19 protein-coding genes are annotated in these 20,385 nt (G+C 69.7%); 13 read left to right on the plus strand and 6 right to left on the minus strand.

Features of this window, described 5'->3' with window-relative positions; genetic code table 11:
• Positions 1-9 precede the first annotated feature (9 nt).
• Positions 10-2,391, minus strand: coding sequence for an Orn/Lys/Arg family decarboxylase (locus KPL78_RS23395; RefSeq protein ID WP_369412836.1), 2,382 nt, complete (start codon positions 2,389-2,391; stop codon positions 10-12).
• A 97-nt stretch (positions 2,392-2,488) separates the two neighbouring features.
• Here KPL78_RS23395 and KPL78_RS23400 point away from each other — a divergent pair, with 97 nt between their 5' ends.
• Entirely contained in the window at positions 2,489-2,962 is a 474-nt protein-coding gene (locus KPL78_RS23400; protein ID WP_219765393.1) for a hypothetical protein, read from the plus strand.
• Between the two features lie 351 nt (positions 2,963-3,313).
• Here the strand turns inward: KPL78_RS23400 and KPL78_RS23405 are convergent, their stop codons facing one another.
• From KPL78_RS23405 to pdxH, 4 genes are all read right to left on the minus strand, one after another.
• Positions 3,314-4,024: a pirin family protein gene (locus KPL78_RS23405; RefSeq protein WP_219765394.1), complete on the minus strand. Its 711-nt coding sequence runs from the start codon at positions 4,022-4,024 to the stop codon at positions 3,314-3,316.
• 125 nt (positions 4,025-4,149) lie between these two features.
• Positions 4,150-5,028, minus strand: coding sequence for a universal stress protein (locus tag KPL78_RS23410; RefSeq protein ID WP_219765395.1), 879 nt, complete (start codon positions 5,026-5,028; stop codon positions 4,150-4,152).
• Between the two features lie 51 nt (positions 5,029-5,079).
• Entirely contained in the window at positions 5,080-6,543 is a 1,464-nt protein-coding gene (locus tag KPL78_RS23415; protein WP_219765396.1) for a bifunctional aminoglycoside phosphotransferase/ATP-binding protein, read from the minus strand.
• Between the two features lie 460 nt (positions 6,544-7,003).
• A complete protein-coding gene (gene pdxH / locus KPL78_RS23420) occupies positions 7,004-7,588 on the minus strand; it encodes a pyridoxamine 5'-phosphate oxidase (RefSeq protein WP_219765397.1) in 585 nt (194 codons plus the stop codon).
• Between the two features lie 129 nt (positions 7,589-7,717).
• Here pdxH and fabI point away from each other — a divergent pair, with 129 nt between their 5' ends.
• The 3 genes from fabI (at position 7,718) to aroC (ending at position 10,224) form a co-directional block, all read left to right on the plus strand.
• On the plus strand, positions 7,718-8,560 hold the full coding sequence (fabI, locus tag KPL78_RS23425; RefSeq protein WP_219765398.1) for an enoyl-ACP reductase FabI: 843 nt from the start codon (positions 7,718-7,720) through the stop codon (positions 8,558-8,560).
• An 81-nt stretch (positions 8,561-8,641) separates the two neighbouring features.
• Positions 8,642-9,037, plus strand: coding sequence for a hypothetical protein (locus KPL78_RS23430; protein ID WP_219765399.1), 396 nt, complete (start codon positions 8,642-8,644; stop codon positions 9,035-9,037).
• A gap of 80 nt (positions 9,038-9,117) precedes the next feature.
• Positions 9,118-10,224, plus strand: coding sequence for a chorismate synthase (gene aroC / locus KPL78_RS23435; protein WP_219765400.1), 1,107 nt, complete (start codon positions 9,118-9,120; stop codon positions 10,222-10,224).
• 108 nt (positions 10,225-10,332) lie between these two features.
• Here aroC and KPL78_RS23440 read toward each other — a convergent pair whose 3' ends face one another.
• Positions 10,333-12,324, minus strand: coding sequence for a 4Fe-4S dicluster domain-containing protein (locus KPL78_RS23440; RefSeq protein ID WP_255569368.1), 1,992 nt, complete (start codon positions 12,322-12,324; stop codon positions 10,333-10,335).
• Positions 12,325-12,462: 138 nt separating this feature from the next.
• Here KPL78_RS23440 and KPL78_RS23445 point away from each other — a divergent pair, with 138 nt between their 5' ends.
• The 9 genes from KPL78_RS23445 to fdh3B all read left to right on the plus strand — a co-directional run bounded on the left by KPL78_RS23445 (position 12,463) and on the right by fdh3B (position 20,379).
• Positions 12,463-13,134, plus strand: a complete 672-nt coding sequence (locus tag KPL78_RS23445) for a biotin/lipoate--protein ligase family protein (RefSeq protein ID WP_219765402.1) — start codon at positions 12,463-12,465, stop codon at positions 13,132-13,134.
• Positions 13,131-13,673 carry a DUF6505 family protein gene (locus KPL78_RS23450; protein WP_219765403.1) on the plus strand — a complete coding sequence of 181 codons (543 nt, stop codon included), beginning with the start codon at positions 13,131-13,133 and terminating at the stop codon, positions 13,671-13,673. Before KPL78_RS23445 ends, KPL78_RS23450 begins: the two co-directional genes overlap by 4 nt.
• Entirely contained in the window at positions 13,670-14,710 is a 1,041-nt protein-coding gene (locus tag KPL78_RS23455; RefSeq protein WP_219765404.1) for a DUF6352 family protein, read from the plus strand. Before KPL78_RS23450 ends, KPL78_RS23455 begins: the two co-directional genes overlap by 4 nt.
• A complete protein-coding gene (locus KPL78_RS23460) occupies positions 14,707-15,219 on the plus strand; it encodes a DUF3305 domain-containing protein (RefSeq protein WP_219765405.1) in 513 nt (170 codons plus the stop codon). The genes KPL78_RS23455 and KPL78_RS23460 overlap by 4 nt, the downstream gene beginning before the upstream one ends.
• A complete protein-coding gene (locus tag KPL78_RS23465; RefSeq protein ID WP_219765406.1) occupies positions 15,216-15,827 on the plus strand; it encodes a DUF3306 domain-containing protein in 612 nt (203 codons plus the stop codon). The genes KPL78_RS23460 and KPL78_RS23465 overlap by 4 nt, the downstream gene beginning before the upstream one ends.
• Before the next feature lie 98 nt (positions 15,828-15,925).
• Positions 15,926-16,528, plus strand: coding sequence for a TorD/DmsD family molecular chaperone (locus KPL78_RS23470; RefSeq protein WP_219765407.1), 603 nt, complete (start codon positions 15,926-15,928; stop codon positions 16,526-16,528).
• Positions 16,529-16,550: 22 nt separating this feature from the next.
• Positions 16,551-16,799, plus strand: coding sequence for a twin-arginine translocation signal domain-containing protein (locus tag KPL78_RS23475; protein WP_219765408.1), 249 nt, complete (start codon positions 16,551-16,553; stop codon positions 16,797-16,799).
• Positions 16,800-16,827: 28 nt separating this feature from the next.
• Positions 16,828-19,767 (plus strand): formate dehydrogenase subunit alpha, encoded by a 2,940-nt coding sequence (locus KPL78_RS23480; RefSeq protein ID WP_219765409.1) that lies wholly within the window; start codon positions 16,828-16,830, stop codon positions 19,765-19,767.
• Positions 19,768-19,782: 15 nt separating this feature from the next.
• Positions 19,783-20,379: a formate dehydrogenase FDH3 subunit beta gene (gene fdh3B, locus KPL78_RS23485; protein WP_219765410.1), complete on the plus strand. Its 597-nt coding sequence runs from the start codon at positions 19,783-19,785 to the stop codon at positions 20,377-20,379.
• The last annotated feature ends 6 nt before the right edge of the window (positions 20,380-20,385 follow it).

Consider the following 20,385-nt stretch of genomic DNA (forward strand, 5'->3'; position numbering starts at 1 on the left):
CCGAGATGGCTACTCCCGCACAACGTAGGTGAAGAAGCGCACGCTGCCATCCGGCTGCGTTTCGCGATGCAGGCCCTGCACCTCGCTTTCGAAGCCGGGGAAGGTGTTGGCCGCCTGCTCGAACGCGCGCAGGTAGTCGATCATCGGCTTGGCCCGCGCGGTCAGGCGTTCGCCCGGGACGATGGTCGCGATACCGGGCGGATAGACCACCCACAGCGTCGTCGCGATGCGGCCTTCGAGCTGATCCAGCGGCAGGTAGTCCACGGTGTTGCGCGTCAGCGCGCGGACCGCCTCATGCGGCGGCAGCGCGATCTCGGGCAGGTGCTCCGCGCGGAACTGCGCGCCTTGCAGCGCGGAGACCCCTGCCTCACGAAGCAGCGCATGCATGCCGGCGCAGAGATCACGCAGCCGCATCTTCCCATAGCGCGCGGGCCGGCGCGCGACGAAGTCGGGGATCACCTCGTCCAGCGGCGCATTCGCATCATGCAGCATCTTGAAGGAGACGAGATGCGACAGCAGCGTGCCGGCCTTGCTGCTCTCGACGCCCGGCGTCAGCAGGAACAGCAGCGAGTTGAGGTCGTTCTTCTCGCAGACGATGCGGTTCTGGCGCAGGTATTCGGCGACGATGGGCGCGGGAATGCCGTGCTCGGTATAGGTGCCCGCAGCGCGGTCGAAGCCCGGCGTCAGCACGGTCAGCTTGTTGGGGTCGGTGATGGCCCAGCCCGGCGCGACGTGGCGGAAGCCATGCCAGGCCTCGCCCTCGCGGAGTTCCCACAGGCCGGGATCGGTGGCGAGCAGATCCGTCGGCACCTCCTCCCAGCGCACCTCGCGCCGATCGACGGTGACGTGGTCCGGCACGAAGGGATCGAAGAACCAGCGCTTCGCGGCGTCCTGCGCGCCGGCGAAGTCGCGCGCCGTCATGCGCATCTTCTTCCGCAGCTCGATCCCGAGCCGCACCGTGTCGTCCCACAGCACCTCGCCCGACCGTCCCTTCATCATCTGCGCGCCGACATCCAGGGACGCGAACAGCGGATAGAAGGGGCTGGTGGAGGCGTGCAGCAGGAAGAACTCGTTGAAACGGCGATGCTCGACGCGTCGGCGCTGGTCGCCCAGGTGGCTGTCCTTCACATGGATCTGGCTGGCCTGGGAGAAGCTCGCCAACTGCTTGTGCGTGGACTGCGTGACGATGATGCCCGGGCTGTCCGGCCCGAGATCCTTCAGCCCCATGCCGAAGCGTCCGCGATAGAGCGGGTGGAACTTCATGAAGCCGGCCCACGCTTCGTCGAAGAGGATATAGTCGCAAAGGTGCCCGATGCGGGCGATGACCTGCTCGGCCGACAGGATCGTGCCGTCATAGGTGCATTGCTCGACCACGGCGGCGCGGAAGGGGCGGGGGGCATCGGCGCGGGACTTGTCCGTCACCAGCGGATTGTCGCGGATCGCCTGGCGGATGCGCGCCTCGTCGAAGGCTTCCGGGCAGATCGGGCCGATCAGGCCATGCAGATTGCGGTCGGTTTCGAGATAGACGGGGATCGCCTGGCCCAGGAACAGCGCGCCGTGATGCGCGGCCTTGTGGTTGTTGCGGTCGAACAAGACCAGGTCGTCCTGTGCCAGCAGCGCCGACAGGACGACCTTGTTCGAGGTGGAAGTGCCGTTCAGCACGAAATAGGTGCGCTCGGCGCCGAAGATCTCCGCCGCCGCGCGTTCAGCCGCCGCCGCCGGCCCCTCATGCGTCAGCAGGTCGCCCAGTTGCAGCACCGAATTGTCGAGGTCGTCGCGGAACACCGCCTCGCCGAGATGCTCAACGAAGATCCGCCCGATCGGCGACCGGCGGTAGAACACACCGCCATTATGCCCCGGGCAGGTCCACAGCATGTTGCCCTGTTCGGCATAATCGACCAGCGCGCCGAAGAAGGGTGTCTTCAGGCTCTCGGCATATTGCCGCAGGCGGGAGACGAGGTTCTTCGCGATGAAGTCCGGCGTCTCCTCGGCCAGGAAGACAAAGCCGTCCACGTCGTCCAGCACCTCGACCGGGATGTCTTCCAGCCGATGACGGCGGACCAGCAGGATGACCGGCACATCGAGGCCGCGCTTGCGCGTCAGGGAGATCAGTTGCGCCGCCTTGCCCTGCAGCCCCTTCTTGCCCCAGTCGACGATCAGGCAGCCGATCGCCGCATCGGTACGCACGACCAGTTCCGCATCATCGTCGCGCCGGGCGCGGACCCTCTGGTAACCGTCCTGCTCGATCTCCCGCGTGATGTGAGCCAGGCGCTCGCCTTCCAGGTCGCCGGCCTCGTCGAAGGCCGGGGCGCAGAGCAGGAACTTGAAGCGGCGCGAATATTCCATGGTGATCCCCAGGGGCTGCGTGCCGCAGCGGTATCGCCGGGGCATGTCGGGTCATCCAACGACGGTTCCGTGACAGAGTTTTGAGATTGCGAGGCATTCGCAAAAATGCCAGAAGCAAGCCGCCGCCACACGGGACCAACCCATGGGACAGATCCTCGCCTTCACGCGCCAGGCGCCCGCCTGGCCCGGTCTGGTCGCGCAACTCGATCCCGCGCCGACCTGGCTGCTGCTGAACGGATTGCGCCCCTGGGTGGCCGCCGTGCGGCAGAAGGAAGACCCGTTGCCGGCCGTGCTTGCCACGCTGGAAGCTGCCGGCGGCGCCGCAACGCTGGCATTGTCGACCCATGCGCTGATGCATGGCATCGCGGTCCAGGCGACGCGCGTGGTCGATGTCGGCTGCCCGCACTGTTCCCATGTCTCAGACGATGAGGCGCTGATCCTTCACGCCGTCACCCAGGCGGCGTTGGGTGCCGAAGACCCGTCCCTGGTGCTGTCATCCTTCGTGCGGGAGGCCGCGCTGATCTTCCTCGACCCGCCGCTGATCGGCCTGGCGGGGCGCATGCGGGAGGAAGGGTGGCAGTTCCGGCGGCGGCGAGCGCCGATGGCCCTGCACTGACCGGAGCGATCGGAGAGGGCGAAACCCCATACGAGGAAAGATGGAGCGCGGCCGGGTATTGGAGAGGGGCGCGGCCCCTCTCCAAGCCTCACCCCGCCAAGTGCTTGGAGCACTTGGAACGCAATTTCTTGGCGCTGGGCGCAGCCGGTATGCTGTTCTCGCCAGGCGCCCTTCGTGCGCAAGAGCGGTCTCGGCCCTTATTCCTGCCGGGGCGCCCGGAGCCAAGTATCGGTTCCCAAAGGCCCTGTGGCCTTTGGCAGGTGGGGGATCGGGGGAGGGCAGAGCCCTTCCCCGATCCGCCAGCGCCGCACTCTTCGCGCGTTCAGGACAAAGCCCCTCCCCGAGCGCGCGTCACGCCGCCGCAACCTCCACCATCACGAGCTCCGCATCCTCCGTCGCCGTGATGCTAAATTCGCGTTCGTCCTGCACCGCGATGCCGTCCCGCGCCTGTGCCGCCGCGCCGTTCACGGTCACCGCGCCGCGCGCCGGCACGATATAGGCCGCGCGGCCCGCGCCGAGGCCCTGCACCAGCGTCTGCCCCTTCTTCAGCGTCGTCGCCAGCACCGCGCCGTCCACGTTGATCGGCAGGGCGCCGTTGCCCGCATCCTGCGGCCGGCCGGAGGCGAGCACCTCGAAGCGCGCTTCGCGCTGCTCCTTGGGGAACTTCTTCGCACCCCAGGATGGCTTCACACCGCGGCGGTCGGGCATGATCCAGATCTGGAACAGCGTCGTCTTGCCTGGTTCCAGGTTGTATTCGGCATGCACGACGCCGGTGCCGGCGCTCATCACCTGCACGTCGCCCGCTTCGGTGCGGCCCTCATTGCCGAGATTGTCGCGATGGGTGATCGCGCCCTCGCGGACATAGGTGATGATTTCCATGTCGCGGTGGGGATGCGGGTCGAAGCCGGTGCCCGGCGCGATCTCGTCGTCGTTCCACACGCGCAGCCGGCCCCACTGGTCGCGATCGGGGTTGCGGTAATGGCCGAAGGAGAAATGGTGGTTGGCGTTGAGCCAGCCGAAACTCGCCTTGCCGAGGCTGGCGAAGGGGCGGATCTCGATCATGTCGTCTGCTCCGTCTGCGGTCCGCGGGCGGACCTTCTGTTCGCAGACGGACATAGCGATCGCGATTCCGGCGCGCCACGCAGCGCGCCGGATGGCGCCCATTCAGACGCGTGATGACGCTGCGTTCAGCGGCACATCATCACGGGAATCTCGGCATTCTCCAGCACGTGCCGCGTGACGCCGCCCAGGATGAGCTGCCGCAGCCGCGAATGCGAATAGGCGCCCATGGTCAGCAGGTCGGCACCGAAGTCGCGCGCCGCGCCGAGCAGTCCGGCGCCGACTTCGCGGGTCTGCGGCTTGAAAGGGACGATCTCCGCCGGGACGGAATGCCACCGCAGATAGGCTTGGATGCCTTCCGCCCTCGGCCCGCGCCGCTGGTATTCGTCGGAGCAGAGGATCTGCACCGCGCTCGCCTTGTGCAGCCAGGGCAGGGCGGCGGCGACCGCGGCCGCGCTCTCCGCCGTGCCGTTCCAGGCCACGCAGACGCGGTTGCCGATGTCGAGCGGCGCGACGCGCGGGGCGATCAGCACCGGCCGGCCGGAATCGAACAGGATGGCGTGCAGCGCGTCGCTGCTCGACACGTCCTCGCCGGCTTCCGGGTGCGGCACGACCGCCATGTCGTACAGGCGCGACTGCTGGGCGACGATGTCCTCCTCGCGCCCGGCGATGGATTCGAAGGACAGCGTCGGCCCGCCCGTCTTCGCCGCGGTGTCGGGATTGTCGGCCAGCGAGACGCCGCCGAGGCCCGAGGTGAACCGCTCGAACAGCGACCGCACCCGCTCGGCGCGCTCCCCGCTCTCGCGTTCGGTCGCGGCCATCATCTCCTCGATCATCGCGCCCGACAGCCCTTCGCCGGCGAGCGGTGCGACGTCGCGCGCATCGACGCGGACGTGGAGGCAGTGGACATGCGCGCCCCAGATGCGCGCGGCGATCAGCGCAGTGGCGAGCGCAGCTTCCCCGGCGGCAGTTCCGGTCAGCGGCAGCAGGAGACGACGATAGGCCATGACGTGAAGATCCCTTCCACGCTGCGCTCCGCATCGAGCAGCGCAACCACACTAGCACATGCCAGGGGGGTCCATGCCAAGTGCCCCGCGCGCGGCGATGACAGCATGGTCATCCGCCGCGATGCGATGCCAGGTGATCGTGCCGGGATCGGCGGTTGCGGCGCGCAGCAGCACCGCCTCCGTGGCATCCGAGGCATCGCCGCGCCGCGCCGCGATGCGCGCGCGCAGCACCTCGATCGGCGCTTCCAGCCAGATGCCGTCGAAGGGCAGGCCTGCCTCGCGCGCCACCTGTTCCGCTGCCGCGCGCTGCGCGGGGTCGAGGAACACCGCATCCAGCACCACGACCTGGCCGCCCGCGACCGCCGTCGCGGCCATGGCGAAGACCTCTGCATGCACCGCGCGGCTGACCTCCTCGCGATAGGCATCCTGGGGCAGGCGTTCTTCCGGCGCGGTCCCGAAGCGGCGCTTGCGGGCTTCGTCGCTGCGCAGGAGCAGCGCGCCGGGGCACCGGCCGAGCTCCGGCGCCAGAGCCCGCGCCAGCGTCGATTTCCCGGTGCCCTGCAGCCCGCCGATCGCGACGAGGCGCGACGGCATCGGAACGAGATGCGCCTCTGCGGTCGCGAGCAGCGCGTCCCAGGCGCCGCCGCGACGCGCCTCGACATGCGCGCGGATCATCGCGCGCAGCGACAGCCAGAAGGGCAGCCCCGCGACCAGCCCCGCATCACCGGTCCGCGCGACATAGCGGTTCAGCACGCGGTTCGCCGCCCAGCGCCCGTGCCGCAGATCGAGATCCATCAGCAGGAAGGCGAGGTCGTAGCCGACATCGATGCGCGCCAGGGCCTCGTCGAACTCAAGCGCGTCGAAGGGTGTCGGCTTGCCCTGCCACAGGCACAGATTTCCCAGATGCAGGTCTCCGTGGCAGCGCCGCACGAAGCCGCTCGCACCGCGCCGGGCGAGCATCGACGCGATGCGCGCGAGTTCCGCCCGCGCTGCCTCCGCCCAGGCTGCGACCCGATCCGCCGGCAGACCGGCATTCAGCGCCGAGGGCACGTTGCCCTCCAGAATCGCACGCATTGCCGCTGGAGTGTCCACATCCGCGCGCGGCGCGGCCCCATGCATCGCCGCGACCGCGTCCGCCAGGGCATCGAGCATCGACGCATCCGGCACCACATGATCGAGGAAATCGCCCGGCGGGATCGGCGCCATGCGCAGCGCCCATTCCACGGCCGGTCCGTCCCCGCCTTCCCGCAGCGTGCCATCGGCGCCGCGCGTCAGCGGCACCACATCGCGATAGATCCCGGGCGCATGCGGGCCGTTCAGTTCAAGCTCCCGCGCGCAGAACCGCGCACGATCCTCCAGCCGCGTGAAGTCGAGGAAGCCGAGCGAGACCGCCTTCTTCATCTTCCAGACCGTGTCGCGGCCGACGAAGACGGCGGAGATGTGGGTCTCGATCGGGGCGGTGCCGGACAGGCGCGACAGGAAGGCGGCGGCCTCGGCCTGGGATGGCGGGATCATCGGTCCCGACCTGGGCCGACGAGGTCGGCGGGGCCCTGCCCTTCCAAACCACCCCGCCATCGGGGTCCCCCTGACGCTACTTCAGAACGCCAATGGGTGCTCCTGGTGCTTGGAGCGCCTGGGCCCCAATCCATTGGTACCTCGCACAACCGCCACACGTCGCCTGTCCAGCGCGCTTCGTGCGCAAAGGCGGGTTTCGGCACCGCTTTGCCAAAGGGGCAAGGCGCCACCTTGAGGTTTCCAAAGGCCTTCTGGCCTTTGGCGGGGAGGTCCGGAGGGGCAAGGCCCCTCCAATTCCGGCGCCAATGGAGCGGGGCAACGCAGCGTGCGCCACAACGCGCGAGCCCCTTGATGGCCGAACCGCCGCGCACGGCGCCAAGTCGAGGTTTCCAAAGGCCCTGTGGCCGTTGGCGGGGTGGTTTGGAGCGGCAGAGCCCCTCCAACTGGGCGCTGCCCCTCATCAGGGATACAGCGTCTCCAACCGCCACCCGTCCCCCTCGCGATGGAACACCCGCCGCTCATGCAGCCGGAACGGCATGTCCCGCCACAGCTCGATGCGTCGCGGCAGCACCCGGAACCCCGACCAGAAGGGCGGCCGCGGGATCTCGCCGACCGCGTATTTCAGCCCGTATTCCGCCACCGCCTTTTCCAGCGCGAAGCGCGATTCCAGCGGCCGCGACTGCTTCGACGCCCAGGCCCCGAGGCGCGAGGTGCGCGCGCGGGACGCATAATAGGCATCCGCCTCCGCACCCGTGACGGCCTCGACCGCGCCTTCCACGCGGACGGACCGCGCCAGCGTCTTCCAGTGGAAGCACAGCGCGGCGTTCGGGTTGGCGGCGAGTTCCCCGCCCTTGCGGCTTTCGAGGTTGGTGTAGAAGACGAAGCCCCGCGCATCGACGCCCTTCAGCAGGACCATCCGCGCGGAGGGAATGCCCTCCGGCGTCGCGGTCGCCAGGCAGACGGCATTGGGGTCATTCGGTTCGGTCTTCGCCGCTTCCTCCATCCAGGCCTGGAAGGCGGCGATCGGGTCCTCGGTGGCGGCCATGCGCGGTTGCTCCTTGCCGCGCCTGTATCGGGGGGCTGGGCGGGGCAGGCAAGGGGCGGGAACCTCTTGCTCGCCACCCCCTGCCATGGCACCACGCCCGTTCTCAGCAATCGCACGGGCCCCCAGACAATGAATGACGCCGCGCCAGAGCCCCGGATCGCCACCGGCACCCTGATGCAGGGCAAGCGGGGCCTGATCATGGGCGTGGCGAATGATCGCTCGATCGCCTGGGGCATCGCCCAGGCCGTCGCGGCCCAGGGCGGGGAGATCGCCTTCACCTATCAGGGCGAGGCGCTGGAGAAGCGCGTCCGGCCGCTCGCCGAGAGCGTCGGCTCGACCATGCTGCTGCCCTGCGACGTGGCGGACGATGCCTCCATGGACACGGCCTTCGCGGCGGTCGAGAAGGCCTGGGGCAGGATCGACTTCCTGGTCCATGCCATTGGCTATGCGGACAAGCAGTTCCTGCGCGGCCGCTACCTCGACACACCGCGGGCGGCCTTCCTGCAGGCGATGGACATCTCCTGCTTCTCCTTCGTTGCGGTCGGACAGCGGGCGGCCGCGCTGATGGCCGAAGGCGGGTCGCTGCTGACCCTGTCCTATCTGGGGGCCGAGCGCGTCACGCCGCACTACAACGTGATGGGCGTGGCCAAGGCGGCGCTCGAGGCCTCGGTGCGCTACATGGCGGCCGATCTCGGCGATCGCGGCATCCGGGTGAATGCGATCTCGGCCGGCCCGATCAAGACGCTGGCGGCGAGCGGCATCGGCGATTTCCGCTACATCCTGAAGTGGAACCAGTACAATGCCCCGCTGCGCCGCAACGTCACCATCGAGGAGGTCGGCGGCTCGGGCCTCTACCTGCTTTCCGACCTGTCCCAGGGCGTGACGGGGGAGGTCCACCACGTCGATTCCGGCTACCACATCGTCGGCATGAAGAACCCCGACGCGCCGGACATCACGGTGGAGAAGGGCTGACCCGCCGGCCAGGCCGCATTTCCGCCTGAGCAACGACCCGCCCATTGAGGCGCCGGCCGGTCCGGGCTAACCCGGCGCCTGATGGTTTCCACGATCCGCCTGCCAGCGCTGCGCCTTGCCGTTCTGGCTGTCCTGCTCGGCGCCGGCGCGGTGCTGCCGGCGCGCGCCCAGCTTCCCGACGAAGCCCGCTGCTGGGTTGCCATCCGCGTCACCGGCCCCGAGACCATGCGGGTCAGCGAGCGCGAAGCGGATGAGCGGGCGCGCATCCACTGCCGGCAGGGCGATGCGCTGGTCTTCCTGACCGATACCGGCCAGCCTTTCGGTGCCTTCATCGCCCGCTACTGCGACCTCGCCCGATCGGTGGTGGTCGAGCGGATGACCGAAGAGGTTGCGCCTTCGCCCGCCAATCCGGGGGCCACCGCGCCGCTGGGCATGCTGACCTGCGTTTATCGTGGCGCGCCCCGCCCGGACCGTTGAGGCCATGACCGTCCCGACCACGACGCCCGCCTCGCGCGCCGCCGGCGTCCCCACCACCCCCGCCGCGCCCTGAGCACCCCATGTCGCACAACAGCTTCGGCCACCTCTTCCGCGTCACCACCTGGGGCGAATCCCACGGCCCGGCCATCGGCTGCGTGGTCGACGGCGTCCCTCCGCGCCTCGCCCTGACTGAGGCCGATATCCAGCCCTTCCTCGACCGTCGCCGCCCCGGCCAGTCGAAATTCGTGACGCAACGGCAGGAACCGGATCAGGTCCGCATCCTGTCGGGTGTCTTCGAGGGCCAGACCACCGGCACGCCCATCGCGCTGCACATCGACAACACGGACCAGCGCTCCAAGGACTATTCCGACATCGCCGAGCGCTTCCGCCCCGGCCATGCCGACATCACCTATGAGCTGAAATACGGCATCCGCGACTATCGCGGCGGCGGAAGGTCCTCGGCGCGCGAGACCGCCATGCGCGTCGCCGCCGGCGCCGTGGCGCGCAGGGTGCTCGGCCCCGACATCCGCATCCGCGGCGCCCTGGTCGCCATCGGCGGCGACTGGGTCGACCCCGCCGCCTGGGACTGGTCGGCGGTGGACGACAACGCCTTCTTCTGCCCCGACCGGGCGGCGGCCGCGCGCTGGGAGGAGAAGCTCCTCGATCTCCGCAAATCCGGCAACTCGGTCGGCGCCGTCATCGAGGTCACGGCCGAGGGCGTCCCCCCCGGCCTCGGTGCGCCCATCTACGGCAAGCTCGATGCCGACCTTGCCGCCGCGCTGATGTCCATCAACGCCGTGAAGGGTGTGGAGATCGGCGACGGCTTCGGCGCCGCCGCACTGACCGGCGCCGAGAATGCCGACGAGATGCGCATGAACCCCGATGGCACGGTCGCCTACCAGTCCAACCACGCGGGCGGCATCCTGGGCGGCATCAGCACCGGCCAAGCCATCGTCGCGCGCTTCGCCGTGAAGCCGACCAGCTCCATCCTGACCCCGCGCGCCTCCGTGGACCGCCAGGGCCGGGAGGTCGAGGTCCAGACCAAGGGCCGCCACGACCCCTGCGTCGGCATCCGCGCCGTGCCGGTGGGGGAGGCGATGCTGGCCATCGTCCTGGCCGACCATCTGCTGCGGCATCGCGCGCAGAACCCGGATGCGCCGAGCGTCGCACGGCTGCCCCGGAACTGAGGGCGGCACCGCTTCGCTGGCACAGCCCTCCGAAAGGCATGAAAGGAGCGCCAGGCCGGCGCCTCCAAGAAAGCTGCCTCCAATCCCGCATCCTTGCGTGTGCGGGGCTTACCCCTCGCCGCGCCGCTTGCGCTCGGCCTCGCGCAGATAGTCTTCCGAGGTCTTCGTCACCGGCCGTGCCGGTCCCGCATAGGGATCGAGCCCGCCCGAGGTCGCCTGGTCGATGCGGCAGGCCTCGCACAGGTCGAGGATCGCGATCCGCGCCGGGTCGGTGAACATCCAATGCGCCGACAGCTTCGCCTTCACCCGCGCGATGGAGGATTTCGTGCCGAACAGCGTGCCGCAGCGCGCGCAGGCCGCCGGCTCCTCCTCCTTCACCACGCGCGGGCTCGCCGCGGCGGGGGAGAAGTTCAGCCGCGGCTCCAAGGTGATGACCTTCTCCGGGCAGGTCGCCGCGCACAGGCCGCATTGCACGCAGGCATCCTCGAGGAAGCGAAGCTGCGGCCGCTCCGGATTCGCGCTGAAGGCTGAGGTCGGGCAGACGCCGGTGCAGGCGAGGCAAAGCGTGCAGCCCTCGGCATTCACCTGCGCGACACCAAACGGCGCGAGGGCCGGCATCGCGACCGTCTCGGCCGGCGCGGCGGCGGCGTGGCGCAGGGCACGGAGGGCCTGCAACGCCATCTCGCGCGGCCTGCCGATCGCCTCATGGGTGGAGGGCGCGAAGCCGAACGGTGCGCGGGGCAGGACGGCCAGCGCCTCGCCGAGGCTGAACGGATCGTCGGTCTCGATCATCCCCGCACGCGGGGTGGCGTGACCGAGGCCCAGACCGTCCAGCGCCGCATTGGCATAGTCGATGTTGCGCGCCACGCCCTCGACCCCATGGCGATGGCGGCCGGGCAGCAGCACTCGGATGGCGCTCGCCCCCCAGGCGAAGGCGCCGGCGATCAGCGACAGGTCGAGCGCGGTCGGCTCATTCACCCGCAGGGGCAGCACGCGGGCGGGCAGGCCATCGCCATGCCGCGCCAGGGCGTCGAGCAGCGGCTCGCCCTGCGCCTCATCGTGGAACAGGACCACCGGCGCGTCGCCGCCGGCCTCGCGATAGGCCAGCAGAAGCCGCCGCAGGCGCCGCGCCAGGGCGGCCGGCGGCGGCAGGGTGTAGGTCGCCGCCCCGGTCGGGCAGACGGCGGCGCAGGCCCCGCAACCGGCACAGATTTCCGCGCTGATCACCACCTGGTCGCGCAGCTTGCCGGTGCCGGGCGTGATGGCCCCGGTGGGGCAGAGGTCGATGCAGCGCGTGCAGCCGTTGCGGCGATTGCGCGCATGGGCGCAGAGCGACCCCTCGAAGGCGATGAAGCGCGGCTTGTCGAAGGTGCCGACCAGATCGGATGCGGCGGTGATGGCGCGCTCGACCGCGGCGGCGTCGGTCGGATCGGCGCGCAGATAGCCCTGCCGCACCTCCGGCGTCGGGAACAGCGGCGCGGCCCCGGTCAGGTCCAGCACGATGTCGGCGCGGCTGACCGCACCATCCTTGCCCGGCCCCCACTCGTATCGCGCGCGGGATGACGGGCGTGGTACCGCCGCCCCATCCACCGTCACCTCGAAGGCGCCGAGCCAGCCCGTCGCGGTCCGCGCCCGGCCCCTCATCACCGGGAAGGGGGCCGCGCGCGGGGGCGTGACCTCCTCGGCGCCGGCCAGCAGCACGGTCAGGTCCAGCCGGTCCTGCAGCTTCGCCGCGGCCTCCAGCGCCACGGCATCGCGGCCGAGCACCAGCGTGACGCCCTTGCTTTCCAGCGGCACCAGGGGCGTGGCCGGCATGGGTTCGGCCGCGGCGGCCAGCAGCGCGGCCATCTTGGGACCGGCCGCGCGGCCCTCGGCGGACCAGCCGGCATGTTCGCGGACATTGACGAAAATCGGCGTCGGGGCATCGGCCTCGGCGGCTTCCTGGGCAAACAGCGGCGCCTGGGCGGTGCAGGCGACGGTCAGCGGCCGGCCGGTGGCGAGCGCGGCCATGAAACGATCGAGCTGCGCCATGCAGAGCTGCTCGGCCGTGCGCAACTCGGCGCCGCAGCCGCGGGCGATCGCCTTCCCGTCGAGGCGCATCGTGTCTTCGCAACTGCACACCAGGGCAATCCGACCAGCCGTTCCGCTCATGAACCCTCGACTCTCCCCGGCGCCCCGATTGGACCTGTGGGGCGGGCCGCATATATGGCCCTTGTCAGCAGCTTGCGAGGGAGCGGCGTGTCCGAGGGCCTGCCACACCTGCCGAGCGTCTTCACCCCCATCGTCGCGCTGCGCGAGGGCGGGGACGCGATGACGCGCGCCATCGCCATGGCGCCGGAACATGGCGCCGGCACGCTGGTCTGGGTGCGGTCCTGGGCGCGGGTCGAGGCGGCGATCGTGCTCGAACCGGAAGAACCGCTCGCCGTGGCGCGGGCGGCGCTACTCGCCGCCGTGTCGGCCGCGGCCGATGCGTTGTCGCCGCATGGCACGCCGGAAATGCCGCTGACCTTCGACTGGCCCGCCACCATCCGGGTGAACAGCGGCACGGTTGGTGCGGCGCGGCTCGCGGCACCGCCCGGCTGCGCCGAGGATGCCGTGCCCGACTGGCTGGTCGTCGGCATCGAACTGGCCTTCGCGGCGAAGCTGGCGGTCGAACCCGGTCGCGACCCGGATCGCACCACGCTGTATGAGGAAGGCTATGTCGAAACGACGCCCGCCGAGCTCACCGCCGCCTGGGCGCGGCACCTGATGGCGACGCTGGCCGATTGGCAGGCGGGCGGCTTCGACGCGCTCGCGCATCGCTACCTGGCGCGGCTCGATCCGACGCTGGCGGCGGGGGCGCATCTCGATCCCGGCACGGGGGACTTGGTGTGGCACGCGGGCCGGCTCCGTTTGGCGGTGCCGGCATGACGCGGCTGCTGCGCACCATTCGGCTCGATGCCTCCGATGCTGTGGTCTTCCCGGCGGCGGCCGAGCCCGGCGAATGGGCCGTGCCGGGCGGCTTCTGCTTCTGGGACGAGGACCCTTCGACGCTGTCCGGCAAGCGGCGCCAGGCCTTCCGGGCGGGATTCCTGGGCCTCGGGTCCTTCGGCTGGTCGACGCTGGTCGCGGTCGCGGAGGCCAGCGCCGAGGACCGCGCGGCGGCGGTGACGGCTCTCGCGGTGCATCTGCGGACTACCCACGGCGCGCCCGACGACACGGCCGCGCGCGCCGCGGCCGAGGACGAGATCGCCTTCGCCGAATCGCTCTGCGAGCACGCGCCGGGGACCATCGTCGCCCTGTCCCGCAGCATCGAGGCCGGCGAACTGCGCGAACGCTTCCGCACCCTGCACGATCGCGCGCCGCAGCGCGTCGAGACCCTGCCGGTCTTCGCCACGGTCGAAGTGGTGGGTGAGGAGGAGGAACCCATCCGCCCCGACCTCGCCCGCATGGCGCGGCGCACGCCATGAACGACCTGCTTTCCCCCGGCGATTTCTGGGTCGCCTCCGGCCATCACCTCTGTGACGTGGTGGAGCATGGGCGGCTGGCGGCGACGCCCGATCTGTGGCGCGCCTTCCTCGCCCGGCCGGAGCTGATCCCGCCCGAGGAAGCCTGCGACGCCGAGCGCGCGCTGCATGCCGCGCTGATGGACGACCCCGTGCAGGCGGTGGTCGCCGACCGCCTCACGGCCCTCGCCGACCCGGATGCGCGGGAGAATTTCGGCCATTTCCTCGCCTTCCGCGACCGCGTGATGGCGGAGCCCTCGCTGGAGGCCGCCTGGATCGCGCTGTATCGCGACGGCGTGGCCGGCATTCCGCCGATTTTGCTGCAGATGCTCACCCACCTCGTCACCCGCGCGGCGCTGGAAGGGGAGGGCGATCCCTTCGCCCTGCGCGCCGGCGAACTGTTCTTCCGCACCCAGCGCGTCGGCATCCACCAGGGCGCGATGCTGCTGGCCGATGAGGAAGTGGTGGAGATGCGCGGCCGCGACGGCGGCTTCGGCGCGCTCGGGCAATTGCTGGTGGAGGCCGGCGCGCCGCCGCGCGAGGTCGAACTCGACGTGCTCGCCGCGGAGAATGCGCATCTCTATCACGGGCGCTCCGACGGGCACGACTTCGCCCTCGACATCGCAGAGGGCCGCGACGGCCAGCGTGGCCTGGCCCGCGCGCTGGAACGCTTCATCGCGCATCTCTTCGGCGAGGTGGTGACCATCCGCGCCGTGCCTGTGATCGACGACGCCGCCTGGACCTGGCATGTCGGCCTGGATGCCGAGGCCACCGCCATCGCCAACGACCTGTGGAACGGGCGCAGCGTGAAGCAGGAACGGCTGGCCCGCATCCTCTGGCTCGGCGTGCTGGAATTCGCCGACACTGCGCGCGTGCTGCCGCGCGTCGCCGGGCGGCCGGTCTATCTGGCGTTGGCGATGGATGCGGCGAACCGGCTGCGGATGAAGCCGCAGAACCTGGTCGCCGGCCTGCCCTTGCGAGCGAAGGAGGACGCGGCATGACCCTCGACGTTCCGGGCAGCATCCGCATCCCTGTCGCCGTGCTGGCGGAACGCCGGCCCGGCGTGACTCCCTGGGCCGAACATGCCTGGGCGGCGGTGGATGTGCTGGAGGACATCCCCCCGGTCGCCCCCTGGTCGGTCCTGCGGGAGGATGCCGGCCGCACCCTGTTCTTCGCCGGGGTGGCCGAGATCGCGCTCTATCCGAGCGACACCGACAACTACATCCACAACCTCCAGCAGGCGGCGCCGAACATCTGGGTGGTGCTGCGCCCGGTCGAGGAAGCCCCCGGCTACCGCCTCCAGGCCGCAACCCTCGATGCGGGGGAGGCGCAGATCTTCACCGAGGCCGGCGACGACCTGGTCGAGGCCCTGCCCCTGCCGCGCGGTCTGCGCCTGATCCTCGAACGCTTCATCGCCGAGCACCATCGTGAGCGTACCTTCCACAAGCGCCGCCGCGACCGCGCCGATACCGAGGCGTTGGGCCGCCGGGCGCCGGTGGAGGAGCCATGAGCGACGAAGGCTTCCTGTCGCGCTGGTCGCGCCGCAAGCGCGCCGCCGAGGCCGGCATCCCGGTCGAGGAACCGCAGGCCGCGCCGGTCGAGACCCCCGCGCCCGCCGAAGCGCCCGCGCCGGCTGCGCCGCAGGAGGTCGAGGAGCCCCCCTTCGACCTCGCCTCGCTGCCATCCATCGAAAGCCTGACCGCCGAGAGCGATTTCGCCGCCTTCCTGCACAAGGCGGTGCCCGAGGCGCTGAAGCGCGCCGCGCTGCGCAAGGCCTGGACGCTTGATCCGGCGATCCGGGATTTCATCGGCCTGGCGGATTACGCCTGGGACTACAACGCGTCGGATGGCGTGCCGGGCGGGGCGCTGCACCTGTCGGGTGATGTGAAGCAGATGGTCGCGCGGCTTTTCGCCGATGCCGAGAGGCCGCCGGCTGAGGTGGAACAGCCGGCGCCCGAAGCGGAGGCACCGGACGCGGGCTTGCCGACCGGCGACGAGACACCGATCGTGCTTGCCGAGGCTCCTGTGCCGATCCCCGCACCGGAGGCCCTGGAATCCGCCCCCGTACGCAGCGAAGACCCCATCCCCCGCCGCCACGGCTCCGCCCTTCCGAGTTGAGAATGACTCGCAACAAAACGCAATGATTTCAATGCGTTGTTTTGCGATTGCGATCCAGAGTAGAATCCTCGGGATTGGGAGCAGGGAGAGCGTTCGGCATGTCCGCACCGGGCGTCGCCGACATCGAGGACCAGGCCATGACGACCGAGCGCGCGCGGCTTTTCGCGCTGCTCGGGCGTCTTCTGGTGGCTGCGCCGGATGCGCGGCTGCTCCTCGCGCTCGCCGCGCTGCGCGGTGATCGCACCCCGCTCGGCGAGGCCTATGGCGTGGTCGCCGAGGCCGCCATCGAGACCGACAGCGTGGCGGTCGAGCGCGAGTTCCACGACCTCTTCATCGGCGTCGCGCGCGGCGAATTGCTGCCCTTCGCCTCCTACTACCTGACCGGCTTCCTGCATGAACGCCCGCTCGCCGAGCTGCGCGCGACCCTCGCGCGGCTGGGGCTGGAGCGCGCGGCGGGCGTGGCGGAGCCGGAGGACCAGATCGGGTCGGTCTGCGAGGTCTATGCCGGGCTGCTTTCGGGCAGCTTCGACGGCGGGCCGGACGCAGCTGCATCCTTCTTCGACACGCATCTCCGCCCCTGGGCGGGGCGCTTCTTCACCGATCTCGAATCGGCGCAGGCCGCGCGCTTCTACCGCGCAGTCGGGCGGCTCGGCCGCACGGCGATCGAGATCGAACAGGCAGCCTCCGGGCTGCCGGCATGATGGGACCGGGAGTGGCTGAACCATGAGCAGGACAGACAAGAGCGCGGCGGAACGCCGAGGCTTTCTGAGGACGCTCGGCCTCGGTGGCGTTGCCGCTGCGGCGGCCGTGGGCGTCGCGGAAGCGGCCGAGCCGGCGGGCTACCAGCGTGCCGATTCCGTGCCATCCGGCCTCGCCCGCAAGGAGAACGAAGCCGAACGTGTGAAGGCCCGCTACCAGGCCAATGCGGCCGATGTGCAGGCCTTCTACCGCACCAACCGCTACGGCGATTGAGCGCGGCGAGACGAGGGAGCGAAACCCCATGCTGATCAAGCGTTCCGAAGCGCGCGCCGGGAAACAGCGCCTCGCAGCGGCCTATGCCGGGCTGTCCTCAGGCGGCCTCGACCGCCGCGCCTTCCTGAAGCAGGCCGGAGTGACGGGCGTGGGCCTCTCGGCCCTCGGGGCCATTCCGCTGACCACCGTGCGCCCCGCCGCGGCCGGGCCGGTGAACCATGCCGAGCCGGTCACCCGCATCAAGAATGTCTGCACCCATTGCTCGGTGGGCTGCACGGTCACCGCCGAGGTGCAACACGGCGTCTGGGTCGGGCAGGAACCGTCCTGGGACAGCCCGATCAACCGCGGCACCCACTGCGCCAAGGGCGCGTCGGTGCGCGAGCTGGTGCATGGCGACCGGCGTCTGAAATATCCGATGAAGCTCGTGGGCGGCCAATGGCAGCGCATGAGCTGGGACCAGGCGATGGAGGAGATCGGCGACAAGCTGATGGCCGTCCGCCAGGCCTCGGGCCCTGATTCGGTGTTCCTGCTGGGCAGCGCGAAATACACCAACGAGGCATCGTATCTGTTCCGCAAATTCGCGGCCTTCTGGGGGACGAACAACGTCGACCACCAGGCGCGCATCTGCCATTCGACGACCGTCGCGGGCGTAGCCAATACCTGGGGCTACGGCGCGATGACCAACTCCTACAACGACATCCGCAACGCCAAGACCATGATCATCATGGGCGGCAACCCGGCAGAGGCGCATCCGGTCAGCCTGCAGCACGTGCTGTCGGGCAAGGAGATCAACCGCGCCAACATGATCGTCATCGATCCGCGCTTCACGCGGACGGCGGCGCACGCGACCGAATACGTCCGGCTGCGCCCGGGCACCGACATTCCGGTGATCTGGGGCATCCTGTGGCACATCTTCCAGAATGGCTGGGAGGACAAGGAATTCATCCGCCAGCGTGTCTACGGCATGGATGAGGTCCGGGCCGAGGTCGCGAAATGGCCGCCGGCGGAGGTCGAGCGTGTCTCCGGCGTGCCCGGCGCGCAGCTTCGCAAGGTCGCGGAACTCTTCGCGACGCAGAAGCCTTCGACGCTGATCTGGTGCATGGGCGCCACGCAGAAGACCGTCGGCACGGCGAATGTCCGCGCCTACTCGATCCTGCTGCTGGCGACCGGCAATGTCGGCGCGGCGGGCACGGGGGCCAACATCTTCCGCGGCCACACCAATGTGCAGGGGGCGACGGATCTCGGCCTCGATGTGACGTCGCTGCCGCTCTACTATGGCCTGGCCGACGGGGCCTGGAAGCATTGGGCCCGCGTCTGGGATGTCTCCTACGAAAGCATGGTCGCGCGCTTCGACAGCAAGGCGATGATGGAGACGCCGGGCATCCCGACCACGCGGTACTTCGACGCGGTGACGCTGCCGAAGGACCAAGTCGAGCAGCGCGACAACTTCAAGGCCATGTTCGTCATGGGGCATGGCGGCAACACCGTCACGCGCATGCCGGACGCAGTGAAGGGGCTCGAGAAGCTCGACCTGCTGGTGGTGTGCGACCCGCATCCGACGACCTTCTCGGTTCTGTCGGGGCGCAAGGACAACACCTACCTGCTGCCGATCTGCACCAACTTCGAGACGGATGGCAGCCGCACGGCGTCGAACCGCTCGCTGCAATGGGGCTACAAGATCGTCGACCCGATCTTCGAGAGCAAGACGGACTACGAGGCGATGTATCGCCTCTGCGGCGCGCTCGACCGCGCGGCCGAGAAGCGGAACATGCCGATCCGCTTCCAGGCCGAGATGTTCAGGAATATCGAGGTGAAGGGCCAGGAGCCCAGCCCCGAGAGCATCCTGCGCGAGATCAACCGCGGCGGCTGGTCCACCGGCTATTGCGGGCAGTCGCCGGAGCGGCTGAAGCTGCACATGCAGCACCAGGACAAATTCGACCTGGTGACGCTGCGCGCCAAGGCGGATGCGCCGGCCGAGATCGCCAACGACTTTTACGGCCTGCCCTGGCCCTGCTGGGGCACACCGGAGTTCCGGCATCCGGGCACGCATATCCTCTACAACACCAACCTTGCGGTGAAGGATGGCGGCGGCACCTTCCGCGCCCGCTTCGGCGTGGAACGCAATGGCGTCTCGCTGCTCGCCGACGGGTCCTATTCCAAGGACAGCGCGCTGACCGACGGCTATCCGGAATTCACCATCGCGGTGCTCAAGCGGCTCGGCTGGTTCGAGGAACTGACCGCCGACGAACTCGCGAACATCCGCCGCTATTTCGGCGAGAACATCGACAGCGTGTCCTGGTCCACCGATCTGTCGGGCGGCATCCAGCGCGTGGCCATCGCGCATGGCTGCATTCCGTTCGGCAACGGCAAGGCACGCGCCAATGCCTGGAACCTGCCCGATCCGATCCCGGTGCATCGCGAACCGATCTACACCCCGCGCACCGACCTGATCGCGCAGTACCCGACGCTGCCCGACCGGCGCGGCTTCCGTCTGCCGCATCTCGGCCAGTCGGTGCAGAACCGGGCAAAGGAGCTGGCGCCCAACTTCCCGATCATCCTCACCTCCGGCCGTCTGGTCGAATATGAGGGCGGCGGCGAAGAGACGCGCTCCAACCGCTGGCTCGCCGAGCTTCAGCAGGAGATGTTCGTCGAGATCAACCCGGCGGATGCCGCGTCGCGCAACATCAGCGATGGGCAGTGGGTGCTGGTGGCCGGCCCAGAAATGCCGCGTGACAAGTGGACGAAGGTGAAGGCGCTGGTGACCGAGCGTGTCGGCCCGGGTGTCGCCTTCATGCCCTTCCACTTCGCCGGCTGGTTCATGCAGGAAGACCAGCGCAGCAAATACCCGCAGGGGACGGACCCGATCGTCCTCGGCGAATCCGTGAATACCGTCACGACCTACGGCTACGACCCGGTGACCTTCATGCAGGAAACCAAGGTCACCCTCTGTCAGATCCGTGCGGCGTAAGGGAGGGACACGACCATGGCCCGCATGAAGTTCCTTCTCGACTCGGACCGCTGCATCGAATGCAACGCCTGCGTCACCGCCTGCAAGAACGAGAACGAGGTGCCCTGGGGCATCAACCGCCGGCGCGTCGTCACGCTGAATGACGGCAAGCCGGGGGAGCGTTCCGTCTCCATGGCCTGCATGCACTGCACGGATGCGCCCTGCCAGGCGGTCTGCCCGGTGTCGTGCTTCTACACCACGGCGGATGCGGTGGTGCTGCACGACAAGGATCTGTGCATCGGCTGCGGCTACTGCTTCTACGCCTGCCCCTTCGGCGCGCCGCAGTATCCGCGCATCGGCAATTTCGGCACCCGCGGCAAGATGGACAAATGCACCTTCTGCGCGGGCGGCCCGCAGGAGGACAATTCGGAAGCCGAGTTCATCCAGTACGGGTCGAACCGCCTGGCGCAGGGCAAGCTGCCGCTCTGTGCCGAGATGTGCTCGACCAAGGCGCTGCTCGCCGGCGATGGCGAGGTGATCGCCCAGATCTATCGCGAACGCGTGGTCAAGCGCGGCTATGGCTCCGGCGCCTGGGGCTGGCGCACCGCCTATCGTGAAACCGTGACGATCTGAGGAGGC

It is taken from the genome of Roseomonas alba (assembly GCF_019430885.1).
Lineage (GTDB): Bacteria > Pseudomonadota > Alphaproteobacteria > Acetobacterales > Acetobacteraceae > Neoroseomonas > Neoroseomonas alba.

Bases quoted from the DNA above. Each gene is read 5' to 3' on its own strand.
- KPL78_RS23430 (WP_219765399.1), top strand. From the start codon at position 8,642: ATGGTTTCCACGATCCGCCTGCCAGCGCTGCGCCTTGCCGTTCTGGCT.
- KPL78_RS23410 (WP_219765395.1), bottom strand. From the start codon at position 5,028: ATGGCCTATCGTCGTCTCCTGCTGCCGCTGACCGGAACTGCCGCCGGG.
- KPL78_RS23395 (WP_369412836.1), bottom strand. From the start codon at position 2,391: ATGCCCCGGCGATACCGCTGCGGCACGCAGCCCCTGGGGATCACCATG.
- KPL78_RS23480 (WP_219765409.1), top strand. From the start codon at position 16,828: ATGCTGATCAAGCGTTCCGAAGCGCGCGCCGGGAAACAGCGCCTCGCA.
- KPL78_RS23440 (WP_255569368.1), bottom strand. From the start codon at position 12,324: ATGCGCCTCGACGGGAAGGCGATCGCCCGCGGCTGCGGCGCCGAGTTG.
- KPL78_RS23465 (WP_219765406.1), top strand. From the start codon at position 15,216: ATGAGCGACGAAGGCTTCCTGTCGCGCTGGTCGCGCCGCAAGCGCGCC.
- KPL78_RS23470 (WP_219765407.1), top strand. From the start codon at position 15,926: ATGTCCGCACCGGGCGTCGCCGACATCGAGGACCAGGCCATGACGACC.
- fabI (WP_219765398.1), top strand. From the start codon at position 7,718: ATGAATGACGCCGCGCCAGAGCCCCGGATCGCCACCGGCACCCTGATG.
- KPL78_RS23400 (WP_219765393.1), top strand. From the start codon at position 2,489: ATGGGACAGATCCTCGCCTTCACGCGCCAGGCGCCCGCCTGGCCCGGT.
- KPL78_RS23475 (WP_219765408.1), top strand. From the start codon at position 16,551: ATGAGCAGGACAGACAAGAGCGCGGCGGAACGCCGAGGCTTTCTGAGG.
- KPL78_RS23455 (WP_219765404.1), top strand. From the start codon at position 13,670: ATGAACGACCTGCTTTCCCCCGGCGATTTCTGGGTCGCCTCCGGCCAT.
- KPL78_RS23405 (WP_219765394.1), bottom strand. From the start codon at position 4,024: ATGATCGAGATCCGCCCCTTCGCCAGCCTCGGCAAGGCGAGTTTCGGC.
- pdxH (WP_219765397.1), bottom strand. From the start codon at position 7,588: ATGGCCGCCACCGAGGACCCGATCGCCGCCTTCCAGGCCTGGATGGAG.
- KPL78_RS23415 (WP_219765396.1), bottom strand. From the start codon at position 6,543: ATGATCCCGCCATCCCAGGCCGAGGCCGCCGCCTTCCTGTCGCGCCTG.
- KPL78_RS23450 (WP_219765403.1), top strand. From the start codon at position 13,131: ATGACGCGGCTGCTGCGCACCATTCGGCTCGATGCCTCCGATGCTGTG.
- aroC (WP_219765400.1), top strand. From the start codon at position 9,118: ATGTCGCACAACAGCTTCGGCCACCTCTTCCGCGTCACCACCTGGGGC.
- KPL78_RS23460 (WP_219765405.1), top strand. From the start codon at position 14,707: ATGACCCTCGACGTTCCGGGCAGCATCCGCATCCCTGTCGCCGTGCTG.
- fdh3B (WP_219765410.1), top strand. From the start codon at position 19,783: ATGGCCCGCATGAAGTTCCTTCTCGACTCGGACCGCTGCATCGAATGC.